This window comes from Streptomyces griseobrunneus, assembly GCF_046713465.1.
GTDB classification, from domain to species: Bacteria; Actinomycetota; Actinomycetes; order Streptomycetales; family Streptomycetaceae; genus Streptomyces; species Streptomyces microflavus.
In genome coordinates this window covers 4,903,173-4,924,347 of record NZ_CP177080.1, presented here as the reverse complement: position 1 = coordinate 4,924,347, position 21,175 = coordinate 4,903,173, and the positions used below count along the sequence as shown (strand labels likewise).

Sequence of the window (21,175 nt, the reverse complement as noted above, 5' to 3'; positions counted from 1 at the left end):
GCGCGCTCTTCGATGTGTGGTGGGAAGCGGTTATGCGGGGGCGGCGAGCTCCGCCCAGACGGTCTTGCCCGGCGTCTCCGGCGTACGCTGTACGCCCCAGTCCAGGCAGAGGCGCTGCACGATGAACATGCCGTGCCCGCCGGGGCGGCCGGCGCGGTGCGGCGTACGGGGGGCGGGCTGGCCGGCCCCCCGGTCGACGACCTCGACGCGCAGCGCCTTGGGCGTGCAGCCGATCCGGAGCTCCTCGGGGCCTTCCGCGTGCAGACAGGCGTTGGTCACGAGCTCGGAGACGACCAGCAGGACGTCCTCGGCCGCGGCCCGGCGGTCCGCGCTGGACGCCGGGAGCCATCCCCAGTCGTGCAGGGCCTGCCGGGCGAAATCACGGGCCATCGGAACGATCCCGCTGGCCTGCCCGAGTGAGAGCGTGCGCCACTGCCGCTCGGCCGGAACGGGCGAGGCTGCGCCCGCTCCTTCCGGCTCGCGGCCGAGGTCGCCCGGCGGATGCTGCCGGGTGGTGCTCATCAGCGCTTCACCTCACCGATTCGCCATGTCGCCATGTCGCGATTGAACAGAAATGATCAGTTACCGAGTGTGCCGGATCTTTACGGGATGCCGACGGAGTGTCTCCTGCCCGGCCGCACCGCTACGACACCCACTTCGGGCAGTCGATCGCGTAACACGGTCCCATCAGGGACAACGCGCTCGCGCGGCGCACCGGATCTAGGTTTCCAGGGCCTCTTCGAGCGTGGCGTGGACGGTGAAGACCGCCTCCGCACCGGTGATCTCGAAGACCCTCGCCACGACCGGCAGCATTCCGGCCAGATGGACCCCTCCTCCGACCGCCTCCGCCTTGAGGCGGGCACCGAGCAGCACGTTGAGCCCGGTGGAGTCGCAGAAGTCCAGACGTGAGCAGTCGACCACCAGGCGTGACCGCCCCTGCTCGACCGCGCTCTCCAGAGGTTCCCGCAGCAGATCGGCGGTGTGGTGATCAAGCTCACCCACCGGCGTCACGACCTCGCTGCGCCCCTCGGTCCGGGTCTCCACCTGAAGGCGACCCCGGTTCGCACTGCCGACCGTCCCGCGGTCCATGCCCATGTACCTCTTCGCCGTCCGTCACTGTGCGCGTCAATGCCTGTACGGCGATGCAGAGCTGCCGCCGACGTGCCTGAAACAGTACGCGTTTCATTCGCCACGCGGTAGTCGAAGACCTGAACAAACCAGACATATAGCGTCAATTGGCGCTTGTAACTGCTGGCAGGAACCGGGTAAGGGTAGAGGGACACCCGAAACACGACCGGCTTTGGAGGCGCCGCTTCACCGCAGGAACACGTATGGGCGTCGGCAGCCATATGCCGAGAACGATGGAGGAGAACCATGTCACCCCGGCTCGACGAAGCGCGTACCCCCAACGCGTCGTCGGCATGTCCTCAGGGACCGACCAATTCCGACTCCCCCGCCGCGAGCGCCGTTCCGGGCCCGCGCGCCAGCTCCGCCAGCGTTACCGGCACCACCCCGGATTCTTCCGGCACCCCCGACTCTTCCGGCGAGGGGCTTGAGGGCCTCGAGGGCCTCCCCGAGATCCCGCCCTACGCCGAAATCGGGGCTCTGGACGCCAGGGCCCTGTCGAAGACGCTCTTCGAGCGCCTCGAATCCCTCGAAGAGGGCACGCACGAGTACGCGTACGTCCGCAACACCCTCGTCGAGCTCAACCTCGCGCTCGTCAAGTTCGCCGCCTCCCGGTTCCGCTCGCGCAGTGAGCCGATGGAGGACATCGTCCAGGTCGGCACCATCGGCCTGATCAAGGCGATCGACCGGTTCGAGCTGAGCCGCGGTGTCGAGTTCCCGACGTTCGCGATGCCGACCATCGTGGGCGAGATCAAGAGGTTCTTCCGCGACACCAGCTGGTCCGTGCGCGTACCGCGCCGGCTCCAGGAGCTCCGGCTCGAACTGGCCAAGGCGGGGGACGAGCTCTCCCAGCAGCTGGACCGCGCGCCCACCGTGGCGGAGCTGTCCGAGCGCCTCGGCATCACGGCGGACGAGGTCATCGAGGGCATGTCCGCGAGCAACGCGTACACCGCGAGTTCGCTGGACGCCAAGCCCGAGGAGGACGACAGCGAGGGCGCCCTCGCGGACCGCCTCGGCTACGAGGACCACGGGCTCGAAGGCATCGAGTACGTCGAGTCGCTGAAGCCGCTGATCGCCTCGCTGCCCTCGCGGGACCGCATGATCCTCTCGCTCCGCTTCGTCAGCAACATGACGCAGTCGGAGATCGGCGAGGAGCTGGGCATCTCGCAGATGCACGTGTCCCGGCTGCTCTCCCGGACGCTGGTCAAGCTCCGCAAGGGGCTGACCCTGGAGGAATAGCCGGACCCGGTCCACCGCCCCGCCACGGGGCCGCGCAGGCCGGTGCCGAGCACATGCGGAAGGACCCGCCCCGGATACCGGGGCGGGTCCTTCCGCATGTGCGGCTCCCGGCGGCTACTCCACCCGCTCGCCGCCCCGCCAGACCGCGCTCACCAGCGGGACGCCCGGGCGGTAGGCGAGGTGGACATGGCTCGGGGCGTCGAGGAGGACCAGGTCGGCGCGGGCGCCGGGAGTGATCCGGCCGATGTCCGTGCGGCGCAGGGCCGCTGCGCCGCCCGCGGTGGCGGACCAGAGGGCCTCGTCGGGGGTCATCCCCATGTCCCGTACGGCCAGGGCGACGCAGAACGGCATGGACGAGGTGAACGACGAGCCGGGGTTGCAGTCCGTGGAGAGCGCGACGGTGGCCCCCGCGTCCAGCAGGCGGCGGGCGTCGGGCCAGGTGGCGCGGGTGGAGAACTCGGCGCCGGGGAGCAGCGTGGCGACCGTGCTGCCCTGGCCGAGCGCGTCGACATCGGCGTCGGTGAGGTGGGTGCAGTGGTCGGCGGAGGCGGCGTCGAGCTCCACGGCGAGCTGGACGCCGGGGCCGTACGTCAGCTGGTTGGCGTGGATACGGGGGTGCAGCCCCTTGGCGCGGCCCGCCGTGAGGATGGCGCGGGCCTGGTCGCCGTCGAAGGCGCCCCGCTCGCAGAAGACGTCGATCCAGCGGGCGTGCGGGGCGCAGGCCTCCAGCATCGGGCCGGTGACCAGGTCGACGTATCCGGCCGGGTCGTCGGCGTAGTCCGGGGAGACGATGTGGGCGCCGAGGTAGGTGACCTCGTCGGTGTGGCGGGAGGCGATGCGCAGGGCGCGGGCCTCGTCCTCGACGGTGAGGCCGTAGCCCGACTTGGTCTCCAGGGTGGTGGTGCCCTGGCGCAGGGCCTCGGCGAGGTAGCGGGCGACGTTGTCGGAGAGCTCCTCGTCGGAGGCCTGGCGGGTGGCGGCGACCGTGGTGCGGATGCCGCCCGCCGTGTAGGGCTGCCCCGACATACGGGCGTTGAACTCCTGGGTGCGGTCGCCCGCGAAGACGAGGTGCGAGTGGGAGTCGACGAAGCCCGGGATCATGGCCCGGCCGGCCGCGTCGAGGACGTTGTCAGTGGCGGGTGCTTTGCTTGATTCACCGGTCCAGACGATGCGGTCGCCCTCGATGACGACGGCCGCGTCCAGGATCAGGCCCAGGGGGGTCCCGTTGCCGAGGGAGGGGTCATTGGTGACCAGGCTGGCGATGTGGGTGACGGCGGTGGTCGTCATCTGGAGAGTGTTCTCCTTGCGTTCCGGGGGGTCCGGGTCCGCTGTCGGGGCCGGGGTCAGTGGTGCAGGGCGGCCACGGCTGCGGCGAGCGCTCCGGGCACGTCCTCGATCAGTGCGTGGCGGCCGTCCCGCACGATGTGACGGCCTGCCACGACCGTGTGCCGCACATCAGCGGCGGAGGCGGCGAATACGGCGGTCTCCGCTGCCAGTCGGGGCACCGGCCCCGCTGTTCTGACGGAGTCCAGGGCGACGGTCGTCAGGTCGGCGGGCGCGCCCGGTTCCAGGACGCCCGCGTCGGGGCGGCCGAGTGCGGCGTGCCCGTCGGCGGAGGCGGCCCTCAGCAGGGCGGCGGCCGTCCAGTGGCCCCGGATGTGGGTGCGCAGCCGCTCGTTGAGCTCCATCGCCCGCGCCTCTTCGAAGAGGTCGATGACGGCGTGGCTGTCGCTGCCCAGCGAGAGCGGCGAGCCCGCCTTCTGGAGGGCGGCGGCGGGGCCGATGCCGTCGGCGAGGTCGCGTTCGGTGGTGGGGCACATGCAGGTGCCGGTGGCGGAGGAGCCGAGCAGCGCGATGTCCTCCTCCGTCAGATGCGTGTTGTGGATGCCGGTGGTGCGCGGGCCGAGGACCCCGTGGTCGGCGAGGAGCCGGGTGGGGGTGCGGCCGTGGGCGGCCTTGCAGGCCTCGTTCTCCGCCGTCTGTTCGGAGAGGTGGACGTGGAGCGGGGCGCCGCGCTCCTCGGCCCATGCGGCGACGGTGGCCAGCTGGCCGGCCGGGACCGCGCGGACGGAGTGGACGGCCGCGCCGATCAGGGTGTGGTCGTCGCCCTTGAGGAGGGAGGCGCGCTCGGCCCAGGCGTCGGCGGTGGTGTCGGAGAAGCGCAGCTGGTGCCGGTCGGGCTTCTCGCCGAAGCCGGCGGCCAGGTAGGCGGTGTCCAGCAGGGTGATCCGGATACCGGCCTCGGCCGCCGCCGCGATCAGCGCCTCGCCCATGGCGTTCGGGTTGTCGTAGGGCGTGCCGCCGGGCGCGTGGTGCAGATAGTGGAACTCGCCGACGGAGGTGATGCCGGCCAGGGCCATCTCCGCGTACGTGGCGCGGGCCAGGTCGAAGTAGCTGTCCGGGGTGAGCCGGGAGGCCGCGCGGTACATCAGCTCGCGCCAGGTCCAGAAGGTGCCCGAGCCCACCTGGACGGTGGCGCGCAGGGCCCGGTGGAAGGCGTGGGAGTGGGTGTTGGCGAGGCCGGGGAGGGTCAGGCCGCGCAGCACGGTGGCGCCGGGCGGGGGTGTCTCCACCCCGGTCCTGACTCCGGCGATGCGGCCGTCGGCGACCTCCACCGTGACATCGGGCTCGACATGGGTCCCGAGCCAGGCGTGGTCCATCCAGTACGTAGCGGTGACGGGCCCGCCCACCGCCCTTGTCGTCACCGCGGTCCGGGTTGTCAGCTGCACGCGAGACCTTCCAGTACGTCGGCGAGTGCCCGCACCCCGGCCGTGCAGTCGTCCTCCGCGGCGTGCTCGGCCGGGGAGTGCGAGATGCCGGTGGGGTTCCGTACGAAGAGCATGGCGGTGGGCACCGAAGCGGACAAAATACCCGCATCGTGGCCCGCGCCGGTGCCCAGGACGGGGGCCGGGCGCCCCGTGTCGCCGGTCCCCTCCAGGATCTTGGCGAGCTCGTCGCGCAGGGCGTGCTCGAACTCGACCACGGGCGTGAACGACTCCCGTACGACGTCGAGGTCGATCCCGGCCCGCCCGGCGTACTCCTGGGCGGCGCGCGCGATCCCGGTGACGACGGCGTCCAGGGTCGCCTGGTCGGCGGCGCGGGAGTCCAGCCAGCCACGGACGAGGGAGGGAATGGCGTTGACCCCGTTGGGCTCGACCGCGATCTTGCCGAAGGTGGCGAGCGCGCCGGTGAGTTCGGCCTCGCGGCGGGCGGCGAGCACGGTCTCGGCGTATGTGAGCATCGGGTCGCGGCGGTCGGCCAGGCGGGTGGTGCCCGCGTGGTTGGCCTCGCCCCGGAAGTCGAACCGCCAGCGGCCGTGCGGCCAGATGGCGGAGGCGATGCCGACGGGGTCGCCGGTCAGGTCGAGGGCGCGGCCCTGCTCGACGTGGAGTTCGACGAACGCGCCGATACGGGCGAGCCGTTCGGGGTCGGGGCCGATGGCCTCGGGGTCGTGTCCGGCCTTCTCCATGGCGGCGGGCAGGGTGGTCCCGTCCGCGTCCCGGAGTCGGTGGGCGTCGGCCGCGGTGAGCTGCCCGGCGGCGAGCCGGGACCCGACGCAGGCAAGACCGAAGCGGGCGCCCTCCTCGTCACCGAAGTTGGTGATCGCCAGGGGGCGGGTGAACGCCGCGCCCCTGCTGTGGAGTTCATCGAGAGCGGCGAAGGAGGAGACCACGCCCAGCGGCCCGTCGAAGGCGCCGCCGTCCGGGACGGAGTCCAGGTGCGACCCGGTGACGACGGCGTCGCCGGCCAGGGGGTCGCCGAGCCAGGCCCACTGGTTGCCGTTGCGGTCCCTCTCGTAGGTGAGGCCGCGCGCCTCGGCCTGCGTACGGAACCAGGCCCGGCAGTCGAGGTCCGCCGCCGACCAGGCGTAACGCCGGTAGCCGCCGCTTTCGGGGTGGCGCCCGACGGGGGCCAGCTCGCGCCACATGGAGAGGAAGGAGTCACCCGTGCGCCACGTGGCCCCGGGCGTGCTCTCCGTCGTGCCGTTCGGCGTGGTGCCCGTGGGCATCAGTTGCCCTCCGCCATCGGCACGCGTACGCCCTTGTCGGTGGCGACCGAATCCGCGATGTCGTAGCCCGCGTCGACGTGACGGATGACGCCCATGCCGGGGTCGTTCGTCAGGACGCGGCGGATCTTCTCGCCCGCGAGCTTCGTGCCGTCCGCGACGGTGACCTGGCCCGCGTGGATGGAGCGGCCCATGCCGACGCCGCCCCCGTGGTGGATGGAGACCCAGGAGGCGCCGGAGGCGACGTTGACCATGGCGTTCAGGAGCGGCCAGTCGGCGATGGCGTCGGAGCCGTCGAGCATGGCCTCGGTCTCGCGGTACGGGGAGGCGACCGAGCCGCAGTCCAGGTGGTCGCGGCCGATGGCCAGCGGGGCGGCCAGTTCACCGCTCGCGACCATGTCGTTGAAGCGCTCGCCGGCCTTGTCGCGCTCGCCGTAGCCGAGCCAGCAGATGCGGGCGGGCAGGCCCTGGAAGTGGACGCGCTCGCCGGCCATCTTGATCCAGCGGTGCAGCGACTCGTTCTCCGGGAAGAGCTCCAGCATCGCCTTGTCGGTCTTGTGGATGTCGGACGCCTCGCCGGACAGGGCGGCCCAGCGGAAGGGGCCCTTGCCCTCGCAGAAGAGGGGGCGGATGTAGGCGGGGACGAAGCCGGGGAAGTCGAAGGCGCGGTCGTACCCGGCGAGCTGGGCCTCACCGCGGATGGAGTTGCCGTAGTCGAAGACCTCGGCCCCGGCGTCCATGAAGCCGACCATGGCCTCGACGTGGCGGGCCATCGACTCCCGGGCGCGCTGGGTGAAGTCGGCGGGCTTCTCGGCGGCGAGGTCCGCCATGTCGTCGAAGTCCACGCCGAGCGGGAGGTAGGCCAGCGGGTCGTGGGCGCTGGTCTGGTCGGTGACGATGTCGACCGGCGCGCCCTCGGCGAGCATCCGGGGCAGCAGCTCCGCCGCGTTGCCGAGGAGGCCGATGGAGAGGGGGCGGCGGGCGTCACGGGCCTCGACGGCGAGCTGGAGGGCGTGCTCCAGGTTGTCGGCCCTGACGTCCAGGAAGCGGTGCTCGATCCGGCGCTCGATGGCGCGCGGGTCGCAGTCGATACAGATGGCGACGCCGTCGTTCATGGTGACGGCGAGCGGCTGGGCGCCGCCCATGCCGCCGAGCCCGGCCGTCAGGGTGATCGTCCCGGCCAGCGTCCCGCCGAACTTCTTCGCGGCGACGGCGGCGAAGGTCTCGTAGGTGCCCTGGAGGATGCCCTGGGTGCCGATGTAGATCCAGGACCCGGCGGTCATCTGGCCGTACATGGTGAGGCCGAGCGCCTCCAGGCGGCGGAACTCCTCCCAGTTGGCCCAGTCGCCGACCAGGTTGGAGTTGGCGATCAGGACGCGCGGCGCCCACTCGTGGGTCTGCATGACACCGACCGGCCGCCCCGACTGGACGAGCATCGTCTCGTCCTGCTTGAGCGTCTGCAGCGTCCGGACCATCGCGTCGAAGGAGCGCCAGTCGCGGGCCGCCTTGCCCGTGCCGCCGTAGACGACGAGCTTGTCGGGGTGCTCGGCGACCTCGGGGTCCAGGTTGTTCTGGAGCATGCGCAGGGCGGCTTCCTGCTGCCATCCCAGGGTGCTGAGGGCGCTGCCGCGCGGCGCTCGTACGGGGCGGGGTCCTGACATGGCGGTGCCTCCTCGCGACGGTGAATATCTATTCACATCCTGAGGTGCTGAATAGTCGTAGTCAACAGGGGCGGTTCGCGCCGCACCCCCGAACGCCGGACGCAAGCCCGTCGGCGGTCGGTTTTCCGCCGAAACCCCGCGCGCCGAACGTCCCGCCCACGGTCACCGGCCCGGCGCCGGCCACCCCCGTGACCACCCCGCGGCTCCGCTCCGGCATGGCCGGGGAACACACCCTCCCGAACACGACGGCCGACGCGATCCGGCCGCTCCTTTACACCCCGCCGCGCATGTACCAAAGGAAAATGCCAGAACCTCCACCTGCCGTGAGCACGTTGCGTAGCCTCAGGGTCACAGCCGTACGCCGCGTCGGGAGGGGAATCCGCGTGCCCGGAATCGACGAGTGCCTGCTCGAAGTCATGAGGCTGCCCGGCGCCCGTGGCGCCTCGGTGGTCGACTGGACGAGCGGCCTCGCGCTCGGGACCATCGGCGAATCCCCCAACGGCGACCACGAGGCCACGGCGGCCGAGACGGCGGAGGTCGCCCGGATGACCGCCGAACAGCCCGCCTTCGCCCACCTGGCGGCGGGGACCGCGGCCGCACCGGCAGAAACGACGGCGGGGGCGCCGAGCACCGCCGTCGAGGACGTCATCGTCACCACCCAAGACGGATACCACATGCTCCGCTTCGTCGAGACGGCTTTCGACAGCAGCGTCTTCCTCCACCTCTGGCTGAGCCGCTCCGAGGGCAACCTCGCGCTGGCCCGGTTACGTCTGGGTGAGCTGGCCGAGCGGCTGGTGCTGGCATGAGCGCGATAGCCGCCGACCCCGGCGCCCCCGAGACGGACCGGCTCCCGGTCCTCTCCCCGATGCTCCAGCGGCTCGCGGCCGAGCGGGCCACCGGCGCCCTGATGCGCGACCGCGGCACGCTCTACCTCGCCGACGGCCAGGTGGTGCACGCCGAGAGCCCCGCCACCCCCGGCATCGACGTGCTCCTCACCACCGGCGGCACGCTGCGCCACGAGGGCTGGTGGGACGCGGTGGCGCAGGCCGGGGCCGGGCAACGGGTCGGCCGCTACCTCGTGGACAGCGGCCATGTGCCGGGCGGGGCACTGGAGTTGTGCCACCTGGGCGCGCTGTACGACGCCGCGTTCTTCGCCCTCGCCCCGACCGGGACGCCCGCCCGCTTCCGTTACGGGGTGTCCCACTGGATCGGCCCGGTGCGGCCGGTCCCGGCGGCCGCCGTACAGCGCGAGACGCTGCGCAGACGGGAGCTGCTGGACCGGATCTGGCCCGACCCGGCCTGCGACAGCGCCCCCGTGGTCCGGTCGTCGGCGCACCCGGGCGACAGTCCTGTACCCGCCCGCCAGCGCGCCGTCCTGGAGCTGGCCGACGGCGTGCGTACGGCCTCCGACATCGCCCAGGCACTGGGCCGTTCGGCGTTCCACATCCTGGTCGACCTGCGGCGGCTCGCCGCGGCCGGCCTGGTGGCGGCGGTCCGCGCCCAGCCGCTGCCCGCCACCGCCTCGGCACACGGCCGGATCACGCTCCCCGAGGTGACGGCCGACCCCGATATCGCCCTGCTGCGCCGGCTCCGAGACGCATTGGAGGCCCTGTGATACGCGCGCTCAGACAGCGTGCCGGGAGGAGACAGCTGATGGTTCCCGAGGCCGAGACACGCGGTGTCCTCGACGAGCTCCAGCGGTTACGGGCCCGGGTCCCCCTGCTCGCCGGGGCGCTGGCCGCCTCCACCGACGGACTGGTCCTGGCCCACGACACCCCGGGCATCGAGGCCGAGGGCGTCGCCGCCCTCACCGCCGCCGCGCTCGGCGTCTCGATCCGCATGACGGAGGCCACCGGCCGCGGCGGCTTCCGGGAGCTCCTGGTCCGCGGCGAGAGCGGCTACATCGCCACCTACGCCGCCGGCTCCTCCGCCGTCCTGACCCTGCTGGCCGAGGACCGCATCAACGTCGGCCGGCTCCACCTGGAGGGCCGCCGCGCGGGTGCCCGGATCGGCGAACTCGTCGACGCCGCCCTGGAACGCGCCGAGCGCACGCCCCCCATGCCCCGCACCGCCCCACAGCGCGGCGCCCCCAACCGCACGCTCCCCCAGCGCCCCACGTGAAACCGCTTCCCCGCTTCCCCCCACCCGTACGACCAAGACCACCGGGACTCACGCCATCACGCGGAAACCCACGTCACCCATACAGAAAAGGACCCGGTCACCCCGGCCGGCCACGGAAAGGAAACACGCCCCCATGGCGAACACCGAAGCGTCATTGAAGGAAGCGATGAGCTCGATCGAGGGCACCACGGGTGTCGCCCTCGTCGACTACACGAGCGGGATGGCCCTGGGCACGCTCGGCGGCGGCAAGGACTTCAACCTGGAGGTCGCCGCCGCGGGCAACACCGACGTGATCCGCGCCAAGCTCCGCACCATGGAGCACCTGGGCCTCAAGGAGGAGATCGAGGACATCCTCATCACCCTGGGCACCCAGTACCACCTGATCCGGCTGCTCAAGACCCGGGGCAGCAACGGCCTCTTCCTCTACCTGGTGCTGGACGCGAGCCGCGCCAACCTGGCGATGGCCCGCCACCAGCTGAAGAGGATCGAGGCCGAGCTGGAGGTCTGAGCGCCTTCCGGACCCTCACCGGCGGCGACGCCGCGCCCCGCCCGGCGCGGCGTCCCCCGCCACCGGTCCCGTCGTGCGGTGCCCCTGCACCCGCTTCGCGACCGGGCTGCCGCGCCCGGCCCAGTCGGTGCGCACCCAGTACAGGGCGTCGTCCCGGCGCTCCCGCTGCCCGATCCGTACGGCCTTCGCCCAGAGACCGGCCCCCGCACCCGCGAGCACCAGCCCGCCGGCGCCAGGCAGGGCGAACGACGAGGCCACCGCCGCCACGAACGCCCCCAGCAGCCACCACCGGTGCCCGCGCCGCCACACCCGTACGGTCACGGTCCGGTCCTGGAGGAAGTCGCCGCGTCCCGCACGGGAGGCGCCCCGGGCCAGCTCCGCCTACCGCCCGCCGCGCGCCAGGGCCACGACGGCCGCGGTGACGATGAAGAGCGCCGCCCCGGCCAGCAGCCCGATCCTGCGTCCGGTCAGCCCCGGTACGAACGCTCCCGCGGCGGCGGCCACCAGCCCGGCCCACCACAGCGGTGCCGCTCCGGCCCGTACGATCACGGCCACTCTCGCCAGCGACTGCCCTCCGCGCCCCACGTCCGTACCCCGTCTCTCCGCGATGTCCCGCTCTGCGATGTCCCGCTCCGTGCTGGAGCGGTGGTTCTGGGCGCGGAGATCAGCGGCCGCAGATGAGCGATGCGTGAGAATCCGGGAAAACGGCGGGCGCGGGCCCCTCACTCCACGAACAGACCCCGAGCAGCCGCCCGTACGTCGAACTCCTCCAGCCGCGCCTGGGCGTCAGGGAGTTCGTCGCACATCGCCTCCAGCAGCACCCGCCCCAGCAGCATCGGCGCGCAGACGGTGTCGAAGGAGAGCCCGGAGCCGATGGCCGCCGGGAGCAGCAGATCGCTGTGCTTGGCGACCGGCGCGAACGCGGAGTCGGCGACCGTCACGACGGTGAACCCCTGCTCCCCGGCGTACGCCAGCGCCTCCACGCACTCCTTGGGATGGCGCGGCAGCGCGAAGCACATCAGGGCGGTGGCCCCGGCCCGGCGGGCGGAGTCGATCCGGTCCAGGAGCGTGGAGCCGCCCTCGTCGAGCACCCGGACGTCGGGGTGGACCTTGGCGGCGAAGTAGCCGAACCCGCGCGCCTGCGAGGAGGCTGCGCGCAGCCCCAGCACGGGCAGCGGCCGGGACCCGGCGAGCAGCCGGCCCGCCCGCTCGACGGGTCCGGGGTCGGCGAGCAGGTCCGAGAGGTGCTGGAGGTTCTCGATCTCGGCGCGCACGGCCTGCTGGTACTCGTTGTACGTCTCCCCCGCGTCCTCCTGCTCCGCGTCGGCGGGCGCGACCTCGCGCAGGTGGCGGCGGAGCGCCGGGTAGCCGTCGAAGCCGAGCGCGACGGCGAAGCGGGTGACGGAGGGCTGGCTGACCCCGGCGAGTTCGGCCAGCTCGACGCTGGAGAGGAACGGCGCGTCGGCCGCCCGGCGGACCATGCAGTGCGCGATGCGCCGCTGGGTGGGCGTGAGCCGGTGCCCCTCGAAGAGCTGCTGCAACCGCGCGGCGGGGCTGCTCCCACTCATGCTGTCCCCTTGCTGGATCCGTCGCGCCACGATCGGCGCCGACAGATCCATTCAGCCAGGAAGGATCCTGCATGTCCATATGCAGCGGGTGGACGGGCGGCCCGCAATCGGGAAACCATCAGGCACGTCATTTCTGCCGGCCCGATCGCAACAGGGATCCACCATGACCGAACCATGGAACGCCGATACCCCCAAGGTCATTCAGCTGCCCTCCGGGCGGCGGATCCGGGGGCGCGGCCTCAGGAATGACCTGCCGGAGGGGCAGACACCGACATTCGCCGTGCACCTGACGGACCACCGGCCGGCCGACCCGCCGTGGGAATCGGTGTGGGTGCCCTGGCGGGACTTCTGGCTGCCCACCGACCCGGCGGAGGCGATGAGCGAGCTCCGCCTCGCCCACGAGCGGTCCGCGAGCGAGCGGGTGGAGATCTGCTGCGGAGGTGGCATCGGCCGGACGGGGACGGCGTTGTCCGCGATCTGCGTCTTCGAGGGGATGAACCCCAAGGAAGCGGTCACGTGGGTGCGGCGGAACTACCACCCGCGTGCGGTCGAGGTGCCCTGGCAGCGGCGCTTCATCCGTCAGACCTCCGCCGCCGGCGCGTCCGGCGGGGGGCGGGCCGGCCAGCCGTGACGTGCCGGGAAATACGGGGGTTAGCCCCCGTGTTCCGGCCTGCCCGCGCTCGTAACGTAAAGGCATGGAAGCCCGAGACCACGAACTCAAGAGGGATCTCGCCGCCACGCTCCACGCACGCGGTGAGCTGGGGCCGGAGTACGAGTCCGCGCTCATCGAATCGTTCCTGGAGAAGGTCGAGCAGCGCCTCGACACCACCATGGACCGCCGGGTCCGGCGCCACCTGGCCGAGCAGCAGGTGACGGCCGCCCGGGATCCCCGGTCCGCGCGTTCGCCGTCCGCGGCGGGCGCGGCGTCCGGCTTCGGGGAGCGGTTCGGGTTCGGGATCGTCTCGCTCGTCCTGGCCATCCCGCTCTCCGCGATCGGGGCTGGCAACGCGGGCATCGAGGGGCTGGTGGTGGCCTGGATGGGGATCGTCGGGGTGAACGCGGTCCACGCGGCGCGCAACGGGGGCCTGTTCCGGCAGCGGGAGCGGCGCGAGGCCTCCGACTGGCAGGACTGAGGAACGTAACCGGACAGTTTTCCCGGGGCGGGGCGTACGCAGCAGCGCCCTGGTGCACAGCGGGAACGACTGCGCGGCCGGGCCCGCAGGGGGTCCGGCCGCGCAGTCGCTGCAAGTATGTCGCGGGGGCCGCCGCACCCCCGGTGGCCCGGGGGGCGGGACGACGGCGGTCCCCGCGAAGGACGCGGTCCGGGTCAGGGCCGGATACCCGCGTCCGGGCGACGGTGGAGGTCCGGGAGCCGCTCCGTAGTCCGGTGTCGCCGTTCTGGGTGCCGGCGGGTTTCCCTGCCGACACCCACCAATGTGCCGGAGCCGTGTTAAGCGGGTGCTGCGCGGACGTGACGCGCTCGTACCGTTTTCGCGAAGCCCCGAAGCCGGCCGGTCAGACCTTCGTGGAACCGGCGTCCTTCGCGAGGAACGCCAGCACGTCCTGCCTGCTCACGACGCCCTTCGGCTTGCCCTCGACCAGCACGATCGCCGCGTCCGCACCATCGGCACCACTGAGCGCGGCCATCAGGTCCTCGACCGGCTCGCCCGAGCCGACCTGCGGCAGCGGGGCCGACATGTGCTTCTCCAGCGGGTCGTTGAGCGAGGCGCGCTGGGTGAACAGGGCGTCCAGCAGCTGACGCTCCACGACGGAGCCGATGACCTCGGCGGCCATCACGTCGGGGTGTCCGGCGCCCGGCTTCACGATCGGCATCTGGGAGACGCCGTACTCCCGCAGGACGTCGATCGCCTCGCCGACCGTCTCGTCCGGGTGCATGTGGACGAGGGAGGGCAGCGGGCCCTCCTTGAAGTTCAGCACCGCGCTGACCTGCGGCGAGGAGCTCGTGTCCTCCAGGAAGCCGTAGTCGGCCATCCACTCGTCGTTGAAGATCTTGCTGAGGTAGCCGCGGCCGCTGTCGGGCAGCAGCACCACCACGACGTCGTCCGGGCCGAGCCGCTTGGCGACCTCCAGGGCCCCGACGACCGCCATGCCGCAGGAGCCGCCGACGAGCAGGCCCTCCTCCTTGGCGAGGCGGCGGGTCATCTGGAAGGTGTCCTTGTCGGAGACCGCGACGATCTCGTCGGTGACGCTCGCGTCGTAGGCGGAGGGCCAGAAGTCCTCACCGACGCCCTCGACCAGGTACGGCCGGCCGGAGCCGCCGGAGTAGACCGAGCCCTCCGGGTCGGTGCCGATGACCTGGACGGCTCCGTTGCTGATCTCCTTGAGGTAGCGCCCGGTGCCGGTGATCGTGCCGCCGGTGCCGACGCCCGCGACGAAGTGGGTGATCTTCCCCTCCGTCTGCTCCCACAGCTCGGGACCGGTGGTCTCGTAGTGCGAGCGCGGGTTGTTCGGGTTGGAGTACTGGTCCGGCTTCCAGGAGCCCGGCGTCTCGGCGACCAGCCGGTCGGAGACGTTGTAGTACGAGTCCGGGTGCTCCGGGTCAACCGCGCTGGGGCAGACGACGACCTCGGCGCCGTACGCGCGCAGCACGTTGATCTTGTCCGTGGACACCTTGTCCGGGCAGACGAAGATGCACTTGTAGCCCTTCTGCTGGGCGACGATCGCGAGGCCGACGCCCGTGTTGCCGCTGGTCGGCTCGATGATGGTGCCGCCGGGCTCGAGCTCGCCGCTCTGCTCGGCAGCCTCGATCATGCGCAGGGCGATGCGGTCCTTCACCGACCCGCCGGGGTTGAAGTACTCGACCTTGGCCAGGACCGTCGCCTGGATACCTGCCGTGACGTTGCGCAGCCTCACCAGCGGGGTGTTGCCGACAAGAGTGATCAGCGAATCGTGGAATTGCACCGTGTACTCCGGGATCTCCGAGATGGTCCGGCCCAGAGTATGCGTACGAGCCGGACGATGCGTACGTACGGGCTCCGCCCCGGGAAGGGGAGGCCGGAAAGCGAGGTCGGATACGGAGCGTACGGGCCCGGAAACGCGCGGTGCGATTGGGCGGCGCCCTTCCTGGGGCAGGTAGGTACATGTAGGGCTGTACGGCGAGAAGGAGGTGGACCGGACTGTGTCGAGAGCAAGGGTGGCACGGCGGATCGCGGCGGGCGCGGCTTACGGCGGTGGCAGCATCGGACTGATCGGTGCGGCGGCCGTCGGCGTGTTCCTGGCGGAGGTCCAGCTCGCGAAGAGGCAGGTGGGCGGCGGTACGGCACCGGTTCCGCCGAGCGCGGACGGGCGGTACGGGGTGGCGTTCGCCGGTCCGAACGATCCGCTGCGGCTCGGGATGCTCGGGGATTCGACGGCAGCGGGCCAGGGGGTGCGGCGGGCCGGGCAGACCCCGGGGGCGCTGCTCGCCTCGGGTCTTGCGGCGGTGGCCGAGCGGCCGGTGGACCTGCGGAACGTGGCGCTGCCGGGGGCCCGGTCGGACGATCTGGAGCGGCAGGTGTCGCTGCTGCTCGCGGACCCGGCCCGTACCCCGGACGTCTGCGTGATCATGATCGGGGCGAACGACGTCACCCACCGGATGCCCGCCACCCAGTCGGTGCGCTGTCTGACGACGGCGGTGCGCAGGCTGCGGACGGCGGGGGCGGAGGTGGTCGTGGGGACCTGCCCGGACCTGGGCACGATCGAGCCCGTCTACCAGCCGCTGCGCTGGCTGGCCCGGCGGGTGAGCCGGCAGTTGGCGGCGGCGCAGACGATCGGCTCGGTGGAGCAGGGCGGGCGCACGGTGTCGCTGGGCGACCTGCTGGGCCCGGAGTTCGCGGCGAACCCGCGCGAACTGTTCGGGCCGGACAACTACCACCCCTCGGCCGAGGGGTACGCGACGGCGGCCATGGCGATGCTGCCCACGCTCTGCGCGGTGCTGGGCCTGTGGCCGGAGTCGGACCGGCTGGACGGCTCGCGCCGCGAGGACATCCTCCCGGTGGCCAAGGCGGCCTCCCAGGCGGCCCGCGAGGCCGGTACGGAGGTCACGGGGGCCCGCGCGCCCTGGGCCCTCCTCAAGCACCGCAGGCGGCGGCGTCTGCCCGCGTCGACGGAGACGGAGCCGGCGCCCCACCCGCACCCGGACGCGGCGCACGGTCATCCGTAGGGGCTTCCGGGCCGGGAGCACCCGGCAGGCCACGGGGCTGAGCAAGCGCTTAGAAAAGAGTCCCGCATCACACGGCCTGCCGGGTGACCCCGGCGATACGCCCGGGTAGCTTCCAGAGGAGTTCCCTCCGTCCACCCAGCCTTCCAGCCCTCATGGAGCCGCGTGATGCCCGAAGCCGTGATCGTCTCTGCCGCCCGTTCGCCGATCGGCCGCGCCTTCAAGGGGTCCCTCAAGGACCTGCGCGCGGACGACCTGACCGCCACGATCATCCAGACCGCGCTGGCCAAGGTCCCGGAGCTGGACCCGAAGGACATCGACGACCTGATGCTGGGCTGCGGCCTGCCCGGGGGCGAGCAGGGCAACAACCTGGGCCGCATCATCGCCGTGCAGATGGGGATGGACCACCTTCCCGGCTGTACGGTCACCCGCTACTGCTCCTCCTCGCTGCAGACCAGCCGGATGGCGCTGCACGCGATCAAGGCGGGCGAGGGCGACGTCTTCATCTCGGCGGGCGTCGAGATGGTGTCCCGCTTCACCAAGGGCAACTCCGACAGCCTCCCGGACACGCACAACCCGCTCTTCGCCGAGGCCGAGGCCCGCACCGCCGCCCGCGCCGAGGAGTCCGGTGCGGGCTGGCGCGACCCGCGCGAGGACGGCATCGTCCCGGACGCGTACATCTCGATGGGGCAGACGGCGGAGAACCTGGCCCGGTCCAAGGGCGTCACCCGCCAGGAGATGGACGAGTTCGGCGTACGGTCGCAGAACCTCGCCGAGGAAGCCCTGAAGAACGGCTTCTGGGAGCGGGAGATCACCCCGGTCACCACCCCCGACGGCACGGTCGTCTCCAAGGACGACGGCCCGCGCGCGGGCGTCACGCTGGAGGGCGTGGAGGGCCTGAAGCCGGTCTTCCGCCCCGACGGCCTGGTCACCGCGGGCAACTGCTGCCCGCTCAACGACGGCGCCGCCGCCCTGGTGATCATGTCCGACACCAAGGCGCGCGAGCTGGGCCTGACCCCGCTGGCCCGGATCGTCTCCACCGGCGTCTCCGGCCTCTCCCCCGAGATCATGGGTTACGGCCCGGTCGAGGCCAGCAAGCAGGCGCTGAAGCGGGCCGGCCTGACCATCGACGACATCGACCTCGCCGAGCTCAACGAGGCGTTCGCCGCCCAGGTCATCCCCTCGTACCGGGACCTCGGCCTGCCGCTGGACAAGGTCAACGTCAACGGCGGTGCGATCGCGGTCGGCCACCCCTTCGGCATGACGGGCGCCCGCATCACCGGCACCCTGATCAACAGCCTCCAGTTCCACGACAAGCAGTGGGGCCTGGAGACGATGTGCGTGGGCGGCGGCCAGGGCATGGCGATGGTGATCGAGCGGCTGAGCTGAGCCGCAGCGGAGGCGAAGCCCAGCGCGACCACAAGCACTAGCGGCTGAGCCAGCACCTGCGGGGGCTCCAGGACTTCCCTCGCCACCGGGTGTCCGAATCCGGCCGAGCCCCGACCGTGACCGAATCTCCCCCAGGATGTGATCTGCGTCCCGGGGGAGAGGTGTTTTCCCAGCTCACAGCAGATATGGGGGTAAACCTAGGACCGAAAGACCTGTCCATTTCGTGACGTAATGCACTGACAGGCGGTACGGGTACAGGCCAAGCTGATGTAGGAAGTCGGGGGTATCGATTGAAACCGGGAGTTGTCAGTGAGCGCCATGTCATTTGCCCTGTTGCTGACCACCGCCGCTGCCACGGCCGTCGGCGCCGCCGCGCTGCATGCCGCTCACGGGCTGCGCAAGCAGGTCGCGGCCCTGCGCACGGAGCTGGCCGAGGGCCGCGCTCTCGGTGCGTCGGTGCCACCGCAGAGCCGTAGTACCGCCACCCCCGCCGAGGAGATACGCGCGGCCGTGGCCGAGGCTCTGGCCGAGGAGCGCGAGCGCGAGCTGGCCGAGGCGCGCGCCTTCTGGGCCGCCCAGGAGGCCCGCGACGCGGCGGACGCCCCTTCCCTGCTGGGCGGGCTGCCCATGCTCGGCGAGGACGCCCCGTTCTACCTGCCGCGCCAGGCCGACTTCGCCGGTCTGGAGTCGCTGGACCTCGAAGCGGCGGAGGCGATGGAGGAGCTGGCGGAGCTGAGCGAGCGGACGCTCGCGGAGCACGAGGCCGCCGACTTCGCCGGTGAGTTCATGGACCTTCCGGAGATCGCGGACCACCCCGAGGACTCCCCCGAGCTGGCCGCGGCGCGCCGCCGCCACCCCTCGCACCCGGACTTCGTCCCCGTACAGACACCGGTGGTCACCGACCACGAGCGCACCGTGAGCCGTCTGGAAGAGCTGGCCGAGCTGGCCACCGAGCTGACCGACGTGCGGCCGGGACCGCTGGGCACGCTCGATGTGTACGTCTTCGCCGACGGCACCACGCTCTGTATGACCCCCGGCCACCGCGAGACGGCCGAGCGGCTCGCGGACGCGCTGCGGGCGGGCCGGCAGCCGGTGCTGCTGGGCGGTTCGGGCGTCTCCGGCGCCTACGCGCTGACCTTCTCCTGCGGCGAGGACAACGTCTACATCCTGGCGGACCGCGTCATCGCCTCGTTCTGAGCCTCCTGCACCGCAGACACCCCCGGGCGCGGGCCCGGCTACGCGAAAGCCCGCGCCGACGCTTCCTCGACGTACCGCACGGCCTCGTCCAGCTCTCCGGACGGGGCCGTTACCAGTGCGACGGCCAGATCCCTCCCGGCGACGGCGAGTTGGTCGCCCACGGCGAACATCCCGGCGTCCGGCAGCACCCGGGGCTCCGCCCCGGGGTTCTCGAAGCGCTGGGCCCGTACGGCAAGTTCGCGGGCGGCGGCCAGGGCTTCGGCGGCCGCACCGCGCTGGAGGCGGCTCTGCGGGGCGGAGCGCAGCCGGCCGGCGAATCGGTCCACGGCCAGGATCAGAGGCGTCGTATCGAGCACGGGCCCGACCCTACGCGCCCGTCCCGCCCGACTGCCACGCCCCCTTCCCCGCGCCCGCCCCTCGCTCGCCCCGCGCCCCCGAGCGCCCCTCCCCGCATGGTTGCCAACGGGCGAACGCTCAGGCACGGTGTCGGGAAGGAACAGCAACGCGCACTGCGTCGGAGGCGCCGATGTCCCATGTCTTCTCCGAAGAAACCCACCGCAACCTGCTCTCCCGAATCCCTCAATGCACCGGTCGTGAGATCGCCGACTGGATCCGGACCGTCGATGAAGGACCCTCCCTCGTCCGCTTCGAGGAGAAGGTGAGCTGGCTTCGCGGCGAGCACGAACTCGCCTACGGCCACGCCAAGGCGATCATCCACGAGTACGACCTCAGGCGGGCCGCACGCAAGCTGTTGTGACCGCGCAGGGCCACAAAACGGGACGGCCCGCAGGCGTGAAGCCTGCGGGCCGTCCCGACGTACTCACCGATTCGGCGCCGGTCAGTCGTCACCACTGAGGATGGCGACCAGGCGCAGCATCTCGATGTAGATCCACACCAGGGTCACGGTGAGGCCGAAGGCGGCCAGCCACGCCTCCTCGCGCGGGGCGCCGTACGCGATGCCGTCCTCGACCTGCTTGAAGTTGAGGGCGAGGATGCACGCGCCGATCACGATGGCCACGATGCCGAAGACGACACCGAGGGCGCCGCTGCGGAAGCCGAGGCCGTCACCGCCGCCGAAGACGGCGAACAGCAGGTTCACCATCATCAGCAGCATGAAGCCGATGGCGGCGGCCATCACGAAGCCGTAGAAACGGCGCGTGACCCGGATCAGACCGGTGCGGTAGGCGATCAGCACACCGGCGAAGACCGCCATCGTGCCGAGCACCGCCTGCATCGCGGCGCCGGGGGCGACGTAGACACTGACGATGTTGCTGACGATGCCGAGGAAGACACCCTCGAACGCCGCGTAGGTAAGGATCAGCGGTGGCGAGGGCCGGCGCTTGAACGAGTTCACCAGCGACAGCACGAAGCCGATGATCGCGGCACCGATGGCGACGCCGTAGGCGGTGCCCAGGTTCGCCTGGTCGACCGGCAGGACCCACCAGGCGATGGCGGCGGCCACGATCACGGTGCCGAGCGTCATCGCCGTACGCGTCACCACGTCGTCGATGGTCATCGCGTCGGTGCGCGCGGGCGCCGGGGCGCCGGGCTGGGTGCCCTGCTGGGCGTAAGGGTTGGTGGCGTACGGGTTTGCGGCGGTGCCCTGCGCGAACGGGTTGGCCCCCGTCGCGGCGGCCCCGGCCTGCGGCGCCGCGTTGAAGCCCGCGTGGCCGTTGTCGCGGCTGAACCCCCGTCGCGAGAAGACCGGGTTGCTGCTCCTCATCTCACTCCTCCATGGCCACACTGCGCGGCCTTGCGACAAGAGTAATGGGTAGGCAAAAGAACCACCCTAGTGCCAGGGGAGGATCTTTCTCACCGCCGCCGGTACGGGCCGGTTGAACCCTGCCGGTGGCCGGGCCCGGGGGCCTGCCGACGCGGGGGCTACAGGGAGGGCTGTCCGGGTCACGCTCCGTGTGCTGCGTGGTGCCCGGAGCCGGACTCGAACCGGCACGCCCCCGAGGGGCAGCGAGGTTTAAGCTCGCCGTGTCTACGTTCCACCATCCGGGCGTGCCGCGCGGCTCCGCGTTGGCAACTGACCCTATCCGGGGGCGTCCCCCGATCAGCGGAACAGTGGCGCGATGTTGTCCTATTTTATAGACCGCTTGAGGGACCGTCAGCACATACGCGCGGCCTCACCACGCGCCCGCACCGGATACCGGCAGACCGGATGCCCTGTGGGATTGACGGAAAGTCGCCGCACCC

Annotated in this window: 21 protein-coding genes, 1 tRNA gene and 1 pseudogene; 11 read left to right on the top strand and 12 right to left on the bottom strand. The window is 71.9% G+C overall.

Annotated elements, in window-relative coordinates:
* Window positions 1-30 precede the first annotated feature (30 nt).
* Together ACK8N7_RS22485 and ACK8N7_RS22480 are read right to left on the bottom strand one after the other, a co-directional pair.
* A complete protein-coding gene (locus ACK8N7_RS22485; RefSeq protein WP_403212368.1) occupies window positions 31-522 on the bottom strand; it encodes an ATP-binding protein in 492 nt (163 codons plus the stop codon).
* A 198-nt stretch (window positions 523-720) separates the two neighbouring features.
* Window positions 721-1,089 (bottom strand): STAS domain-containing protein, encoded by a 369-nt coding sequence (locus ACK8N7_RS22480; protein ID WP_403212370.1) that lies wholly within the window; start codon window positions 1,087-1,089, stop codon window positions 721-723.
* A 285-nt stretch (window positions 1,090-1,374) separates the two neighbouring features.
* On the opposite strand from ACK8N7_RS22480, the gene ACK8N7_RS22475 reads away from it, so the two are divergent.
* Window positions 1,375-2,364 (top strand): RNA polymerase sigma factor SigF, encoded by a 990-nt coding sequence (locus ACK8N7_RS22475; RefSeq protein ID WP_403212372.1) that lies wholly within the window; start codon window positions 1,375-1,377, stop codon window positions 2,362-2,364.
* A gap of 114 nt (window positions 2,365-2,478) precedes the next feature.
* Here the strand turns inward: ACK8N7_RS22475 and hutI are convergent, their stop codons facing one another.
* The 4 genes from hutI to hutU are packed head-to-tail and all read right to left on the bottom strand — an operon-like array spanning window position 2,479 to window position 8,031.
* Entirely contained in the window at window positions 2,479-3,651 is a 1,173-nt protein-coding gene (hutI, locus tag ACK8N7_RS22470; RefSeq protein ID WP_403212374.1) for an imidazolonepropionase, read from the bottom strand.
* 56 nt (window positions 3,652-3,707) lie between these two features.
* Window positions 3,708-5,093, bottom strand: a complete 1,386-nt coding sequence (locus ACK8N7_RS22465) for a formimidoylglutamate deiminase (RefSeq protein WP_403212376.1) — start codon at window positions 5,091-5,093, stop codon at window positions 3,708-3,710.
* A complete protein-coding gene (locus ACK8N7_RS22460; protein WP_500443900.1) occupies window positions 5,084-6,373 on the bottom strand; it encodes an allantoate amidohydrolase in 1,290 nt (429 codons plus the stop codon). The genes ACK8N7_RS22465 and ACK8N7_RS22460 overlap by 10 nt, the downstream gene beginning before the upstream one ends.
* A complete protein-coding gene (gene hutU, locus ACK8N7_RS22455) occupies window positions 6,373-8,031 on the bottom strand; it encodes a urocanate hydratase (RefSeq protein ID WP_403212380.1) in 1,659 nt (552 codons plus the stop codon). Before hutU ends, ACK8N7_RS22460 begins: the two co-directional genes overlap by 1 nt.
* A 383-nt stretch (window positions 8,032-8,414) precedes the next feature.
* On the opposite strand from hutU, the gene ACK8N7_RS22450 reads away from it, so the two are divergent.
* The 4 genes from ACK8N7_RS22450 to ACK8N7_RS22435 all read left to right on the top strand — a co-directional run bounded on the left by ACK8N7_RS22450 (window position 8,415) and on the right by ACK8N7_RS22435 (window position 10,660).
* Entirely contained in the window at window positions 8,415-8,837 is a 423-nt protein-coding gene (locus ACK8N7_RS22450) for a hypothetical protein (RefSeq protein WP_500443897.1), read from the top strand.
* On the top strand, window positions 8,834-9,646 hold the full coding sequence (locus ACK8N7_RS22445) for a transcriptional regulator (RefSeq protein WP_403212384.1): 813 nt from the start codon (window positions 8,834-8,836) through the stop codon (window positions 9,644-9,646). Before ACK8N7_RS22450 ends, ACK8N7_RS22445 begins: the two co-directional genes overlap by 4 nt.
* Window positions 9,647-9,684: 38 nt before the next feature.
* Window positions 9,685-10,152 (top strand): roadblock/LC7 domain-containing protein, encoded by a 468-nt coding sequence (locus ACK8N7_RS22440; protein ID WP_500443895.1) that lies wholly within the window; start codon window positions 9,685-9,687, stop codon window positions 10,150-10,152.
* Window positions 10,153-10,285: 133 nt separating this feature from the next.
* Window positions 10,286-10,660 (top strand): hypothetical protein, encoded by a 375-nt coding sequence (locus ACK8N7_RS22435; RefSeq protein WP_109978052.1) that lies wholly within the window; start codon window positions 10,286-10,288, stop codon window positions 10,658-10,660.
* A gap of 15 nt (window positions 10,661-10,675) precedes the next feature.
* On the opposite strand, the pseudogene ACK8N7_RS22430 reads toward ACK8N7_RS22435, so the two are convergent.
* Both ACK8N7_RS22430 and ACK8N7_RS22425 read right to left on the bottom strand, forming a co-directional pair.
* Window positions 10,676-11,215 (bottom strand): annotated as a pseudogene (locus ACK8N7_RS22430) (hypothetical protein).
* A 167-nt stretch (window positions 11,216-11,382) separates the two neighbouring features.
* Window positions 11,383-12,228, bottom strand: a complete 846-nt coding sequence (locus ACK8N7_RS22425; protein ID WP_403212390.1) for a MurR/RpiR family transcriptional regulator — start codon at window positions 12,226-12,228, stop codon at window positions 11,383-11,385.
* A 163-nt stretch (window positions 12,229-12,391) separates the two neighbouring features.
* Here ACK8N7_RS22425 and ACK8N7_RS22420 point away from each other — a divergent pair, with 163 nt between their 5' ends.
* The gene (locus ACK8N7_RS22420; RefSeq protein ID WP_403212392.1) at window positions 12,392-12,859 is read left to right on the top strand and encodes a protein-tyrosine phosphatase family protein; all 468 of its coding nucleotides are present in this window, start codon (window positions 12,392-12,394) and stop codon (window positions 12,857-12,859) included.
* 64 nt (window positions 12,860-12,923) lie between these two features.
* Window positions 12,924-13,361: a hypothetical protein gene (locus ACK8N7_RS22415; RefSeq protein ID WP_403212394.1), complete on the top strand. Its 438-nt coding sequence runs from the start codon at window positions 12,924-12,926 to the stop codon at window positions 13,359-13,361.
* Window positions 13,362-13,743: 382 nt separating this feature from the next.
* Here the strand turns inward: ACK8N7_RS22415 and ACK8N7_RS22410 are convergent, their stop codons facing one another.
* Window positions 13,744-15,150: a cystathionine beta-synthase gene (locus ACK8N7_RS22410; RefSeq protein ID WP_403212396.1), complete on the bottom strand. Its 1,407-nt coding sequence runs from the start codon at window positions 15,148-15,150 to the stop codon at window positions 13,744-13,746.
* A 232-nt stretch (window positions 15,151-15,382) separates the two neighbouring features.
* Here ACK8N7_RS22410 and ACK8N7_RS22405 point away from each other — a divergent pair, with 232 nt between their 5' ends.
* From ACK8N7_RS22405 to ACK8N7_RS22395, 3 genes are all read left to right on the top strand, one after another.
* Complete coding sequence (locus ACK8N7_RS22405; protein ID WP_403212878.1) at window positions 15,383-16,390, top strand: SGNH/GDSL hydrolase family protein; 1,008 nt, start codon at window positions 15,383-15,385, stop codon at window positions 16,388-16,390.
* A gap of 165 nt (window positions 16,391-16,555) precedes the next feature.
* Complete coding sequence (locus ACK8N7_RS22400) at window positions 16,556-17,776, top strand: acetyl-CoA C-acetyltransferase (RefSeq protein WP_500443892.1); 1,221 nt, start codon at window positions 16,556-16,558, stop codon at window positions 17,774-17,776.
* 333 nt (window positions 17,777-18,109) lie between these two features.
* Window positions 18,110-18,973: a hypothetical protein gene (locus tag ACK8N7_RS22395; RefSeq protein WP_457810831.1), complete on the top strand. Its 864-nt coding sequence runs from the start codon at window positions 18,110-18,112 to the stop codon at window positions 18,971-18,973.
* Between the two features lie 38 nt (window positions 18,974-19,011).
* On the opposite strand, the gene ACK8N7_RS22390 is transcribed toward ACK8N7_RS22395, so the two are convergent.
* Complete coding sequence (locus ACK8N7_RS22390; protein WP_403212400.1) at window positions 19,012-19,329, bottom strand: hypothetical protein; 318 nt, start codon at window positions 19,327-19,329, stop codon at window positions 19,012-19,014.
* Window positions 19,330-19,499: 170 nt separating this feature from the next.
* On the opposite strand from ACK8N7_RS22390, the gene ACK8N7_RS22385 reads away from it, so the two are divergent.
* Window positions 19,500-19,730 (top strand): DUF4287 domain-containing protein, encoded by a 231-nt coding sequence (locus ACK8N7_RS22385; RefSeq protein ID WP_403212402.1) that lies wholly within the window; start codon window positions 19,500-19,502, stop codon window positions 19,728-19,730.
* A gap of 81 nt (window positions 19,731-19,811) precedes the next feature.
* Here ACK8N7_RS22385 and ACK8N7_RS22380 read toward each other — a convergent pair whose 3' ends face one another.
* On the bottom strand, window positions 19,812-20,696 hold the full coding sequence (locus ACK8N7_RS22380) for a Bax inhibitor-1/YccA family protein (protein ID WP_031124267.1): 885 nt from the start codon (window positions 20,694-20,696) through the stop codon (window positions 19,812-19,814).
* Window positions 20,697-20,894: 198 nt separating this feature from the next.
* A tRNA-Leu gene (locus tag ACK8N7_RS22375) sits at window positions 20,895-20,980 on the bottom strand.
* Window positions 20,981-21,175: the final 195 nt, after the last annotated feature.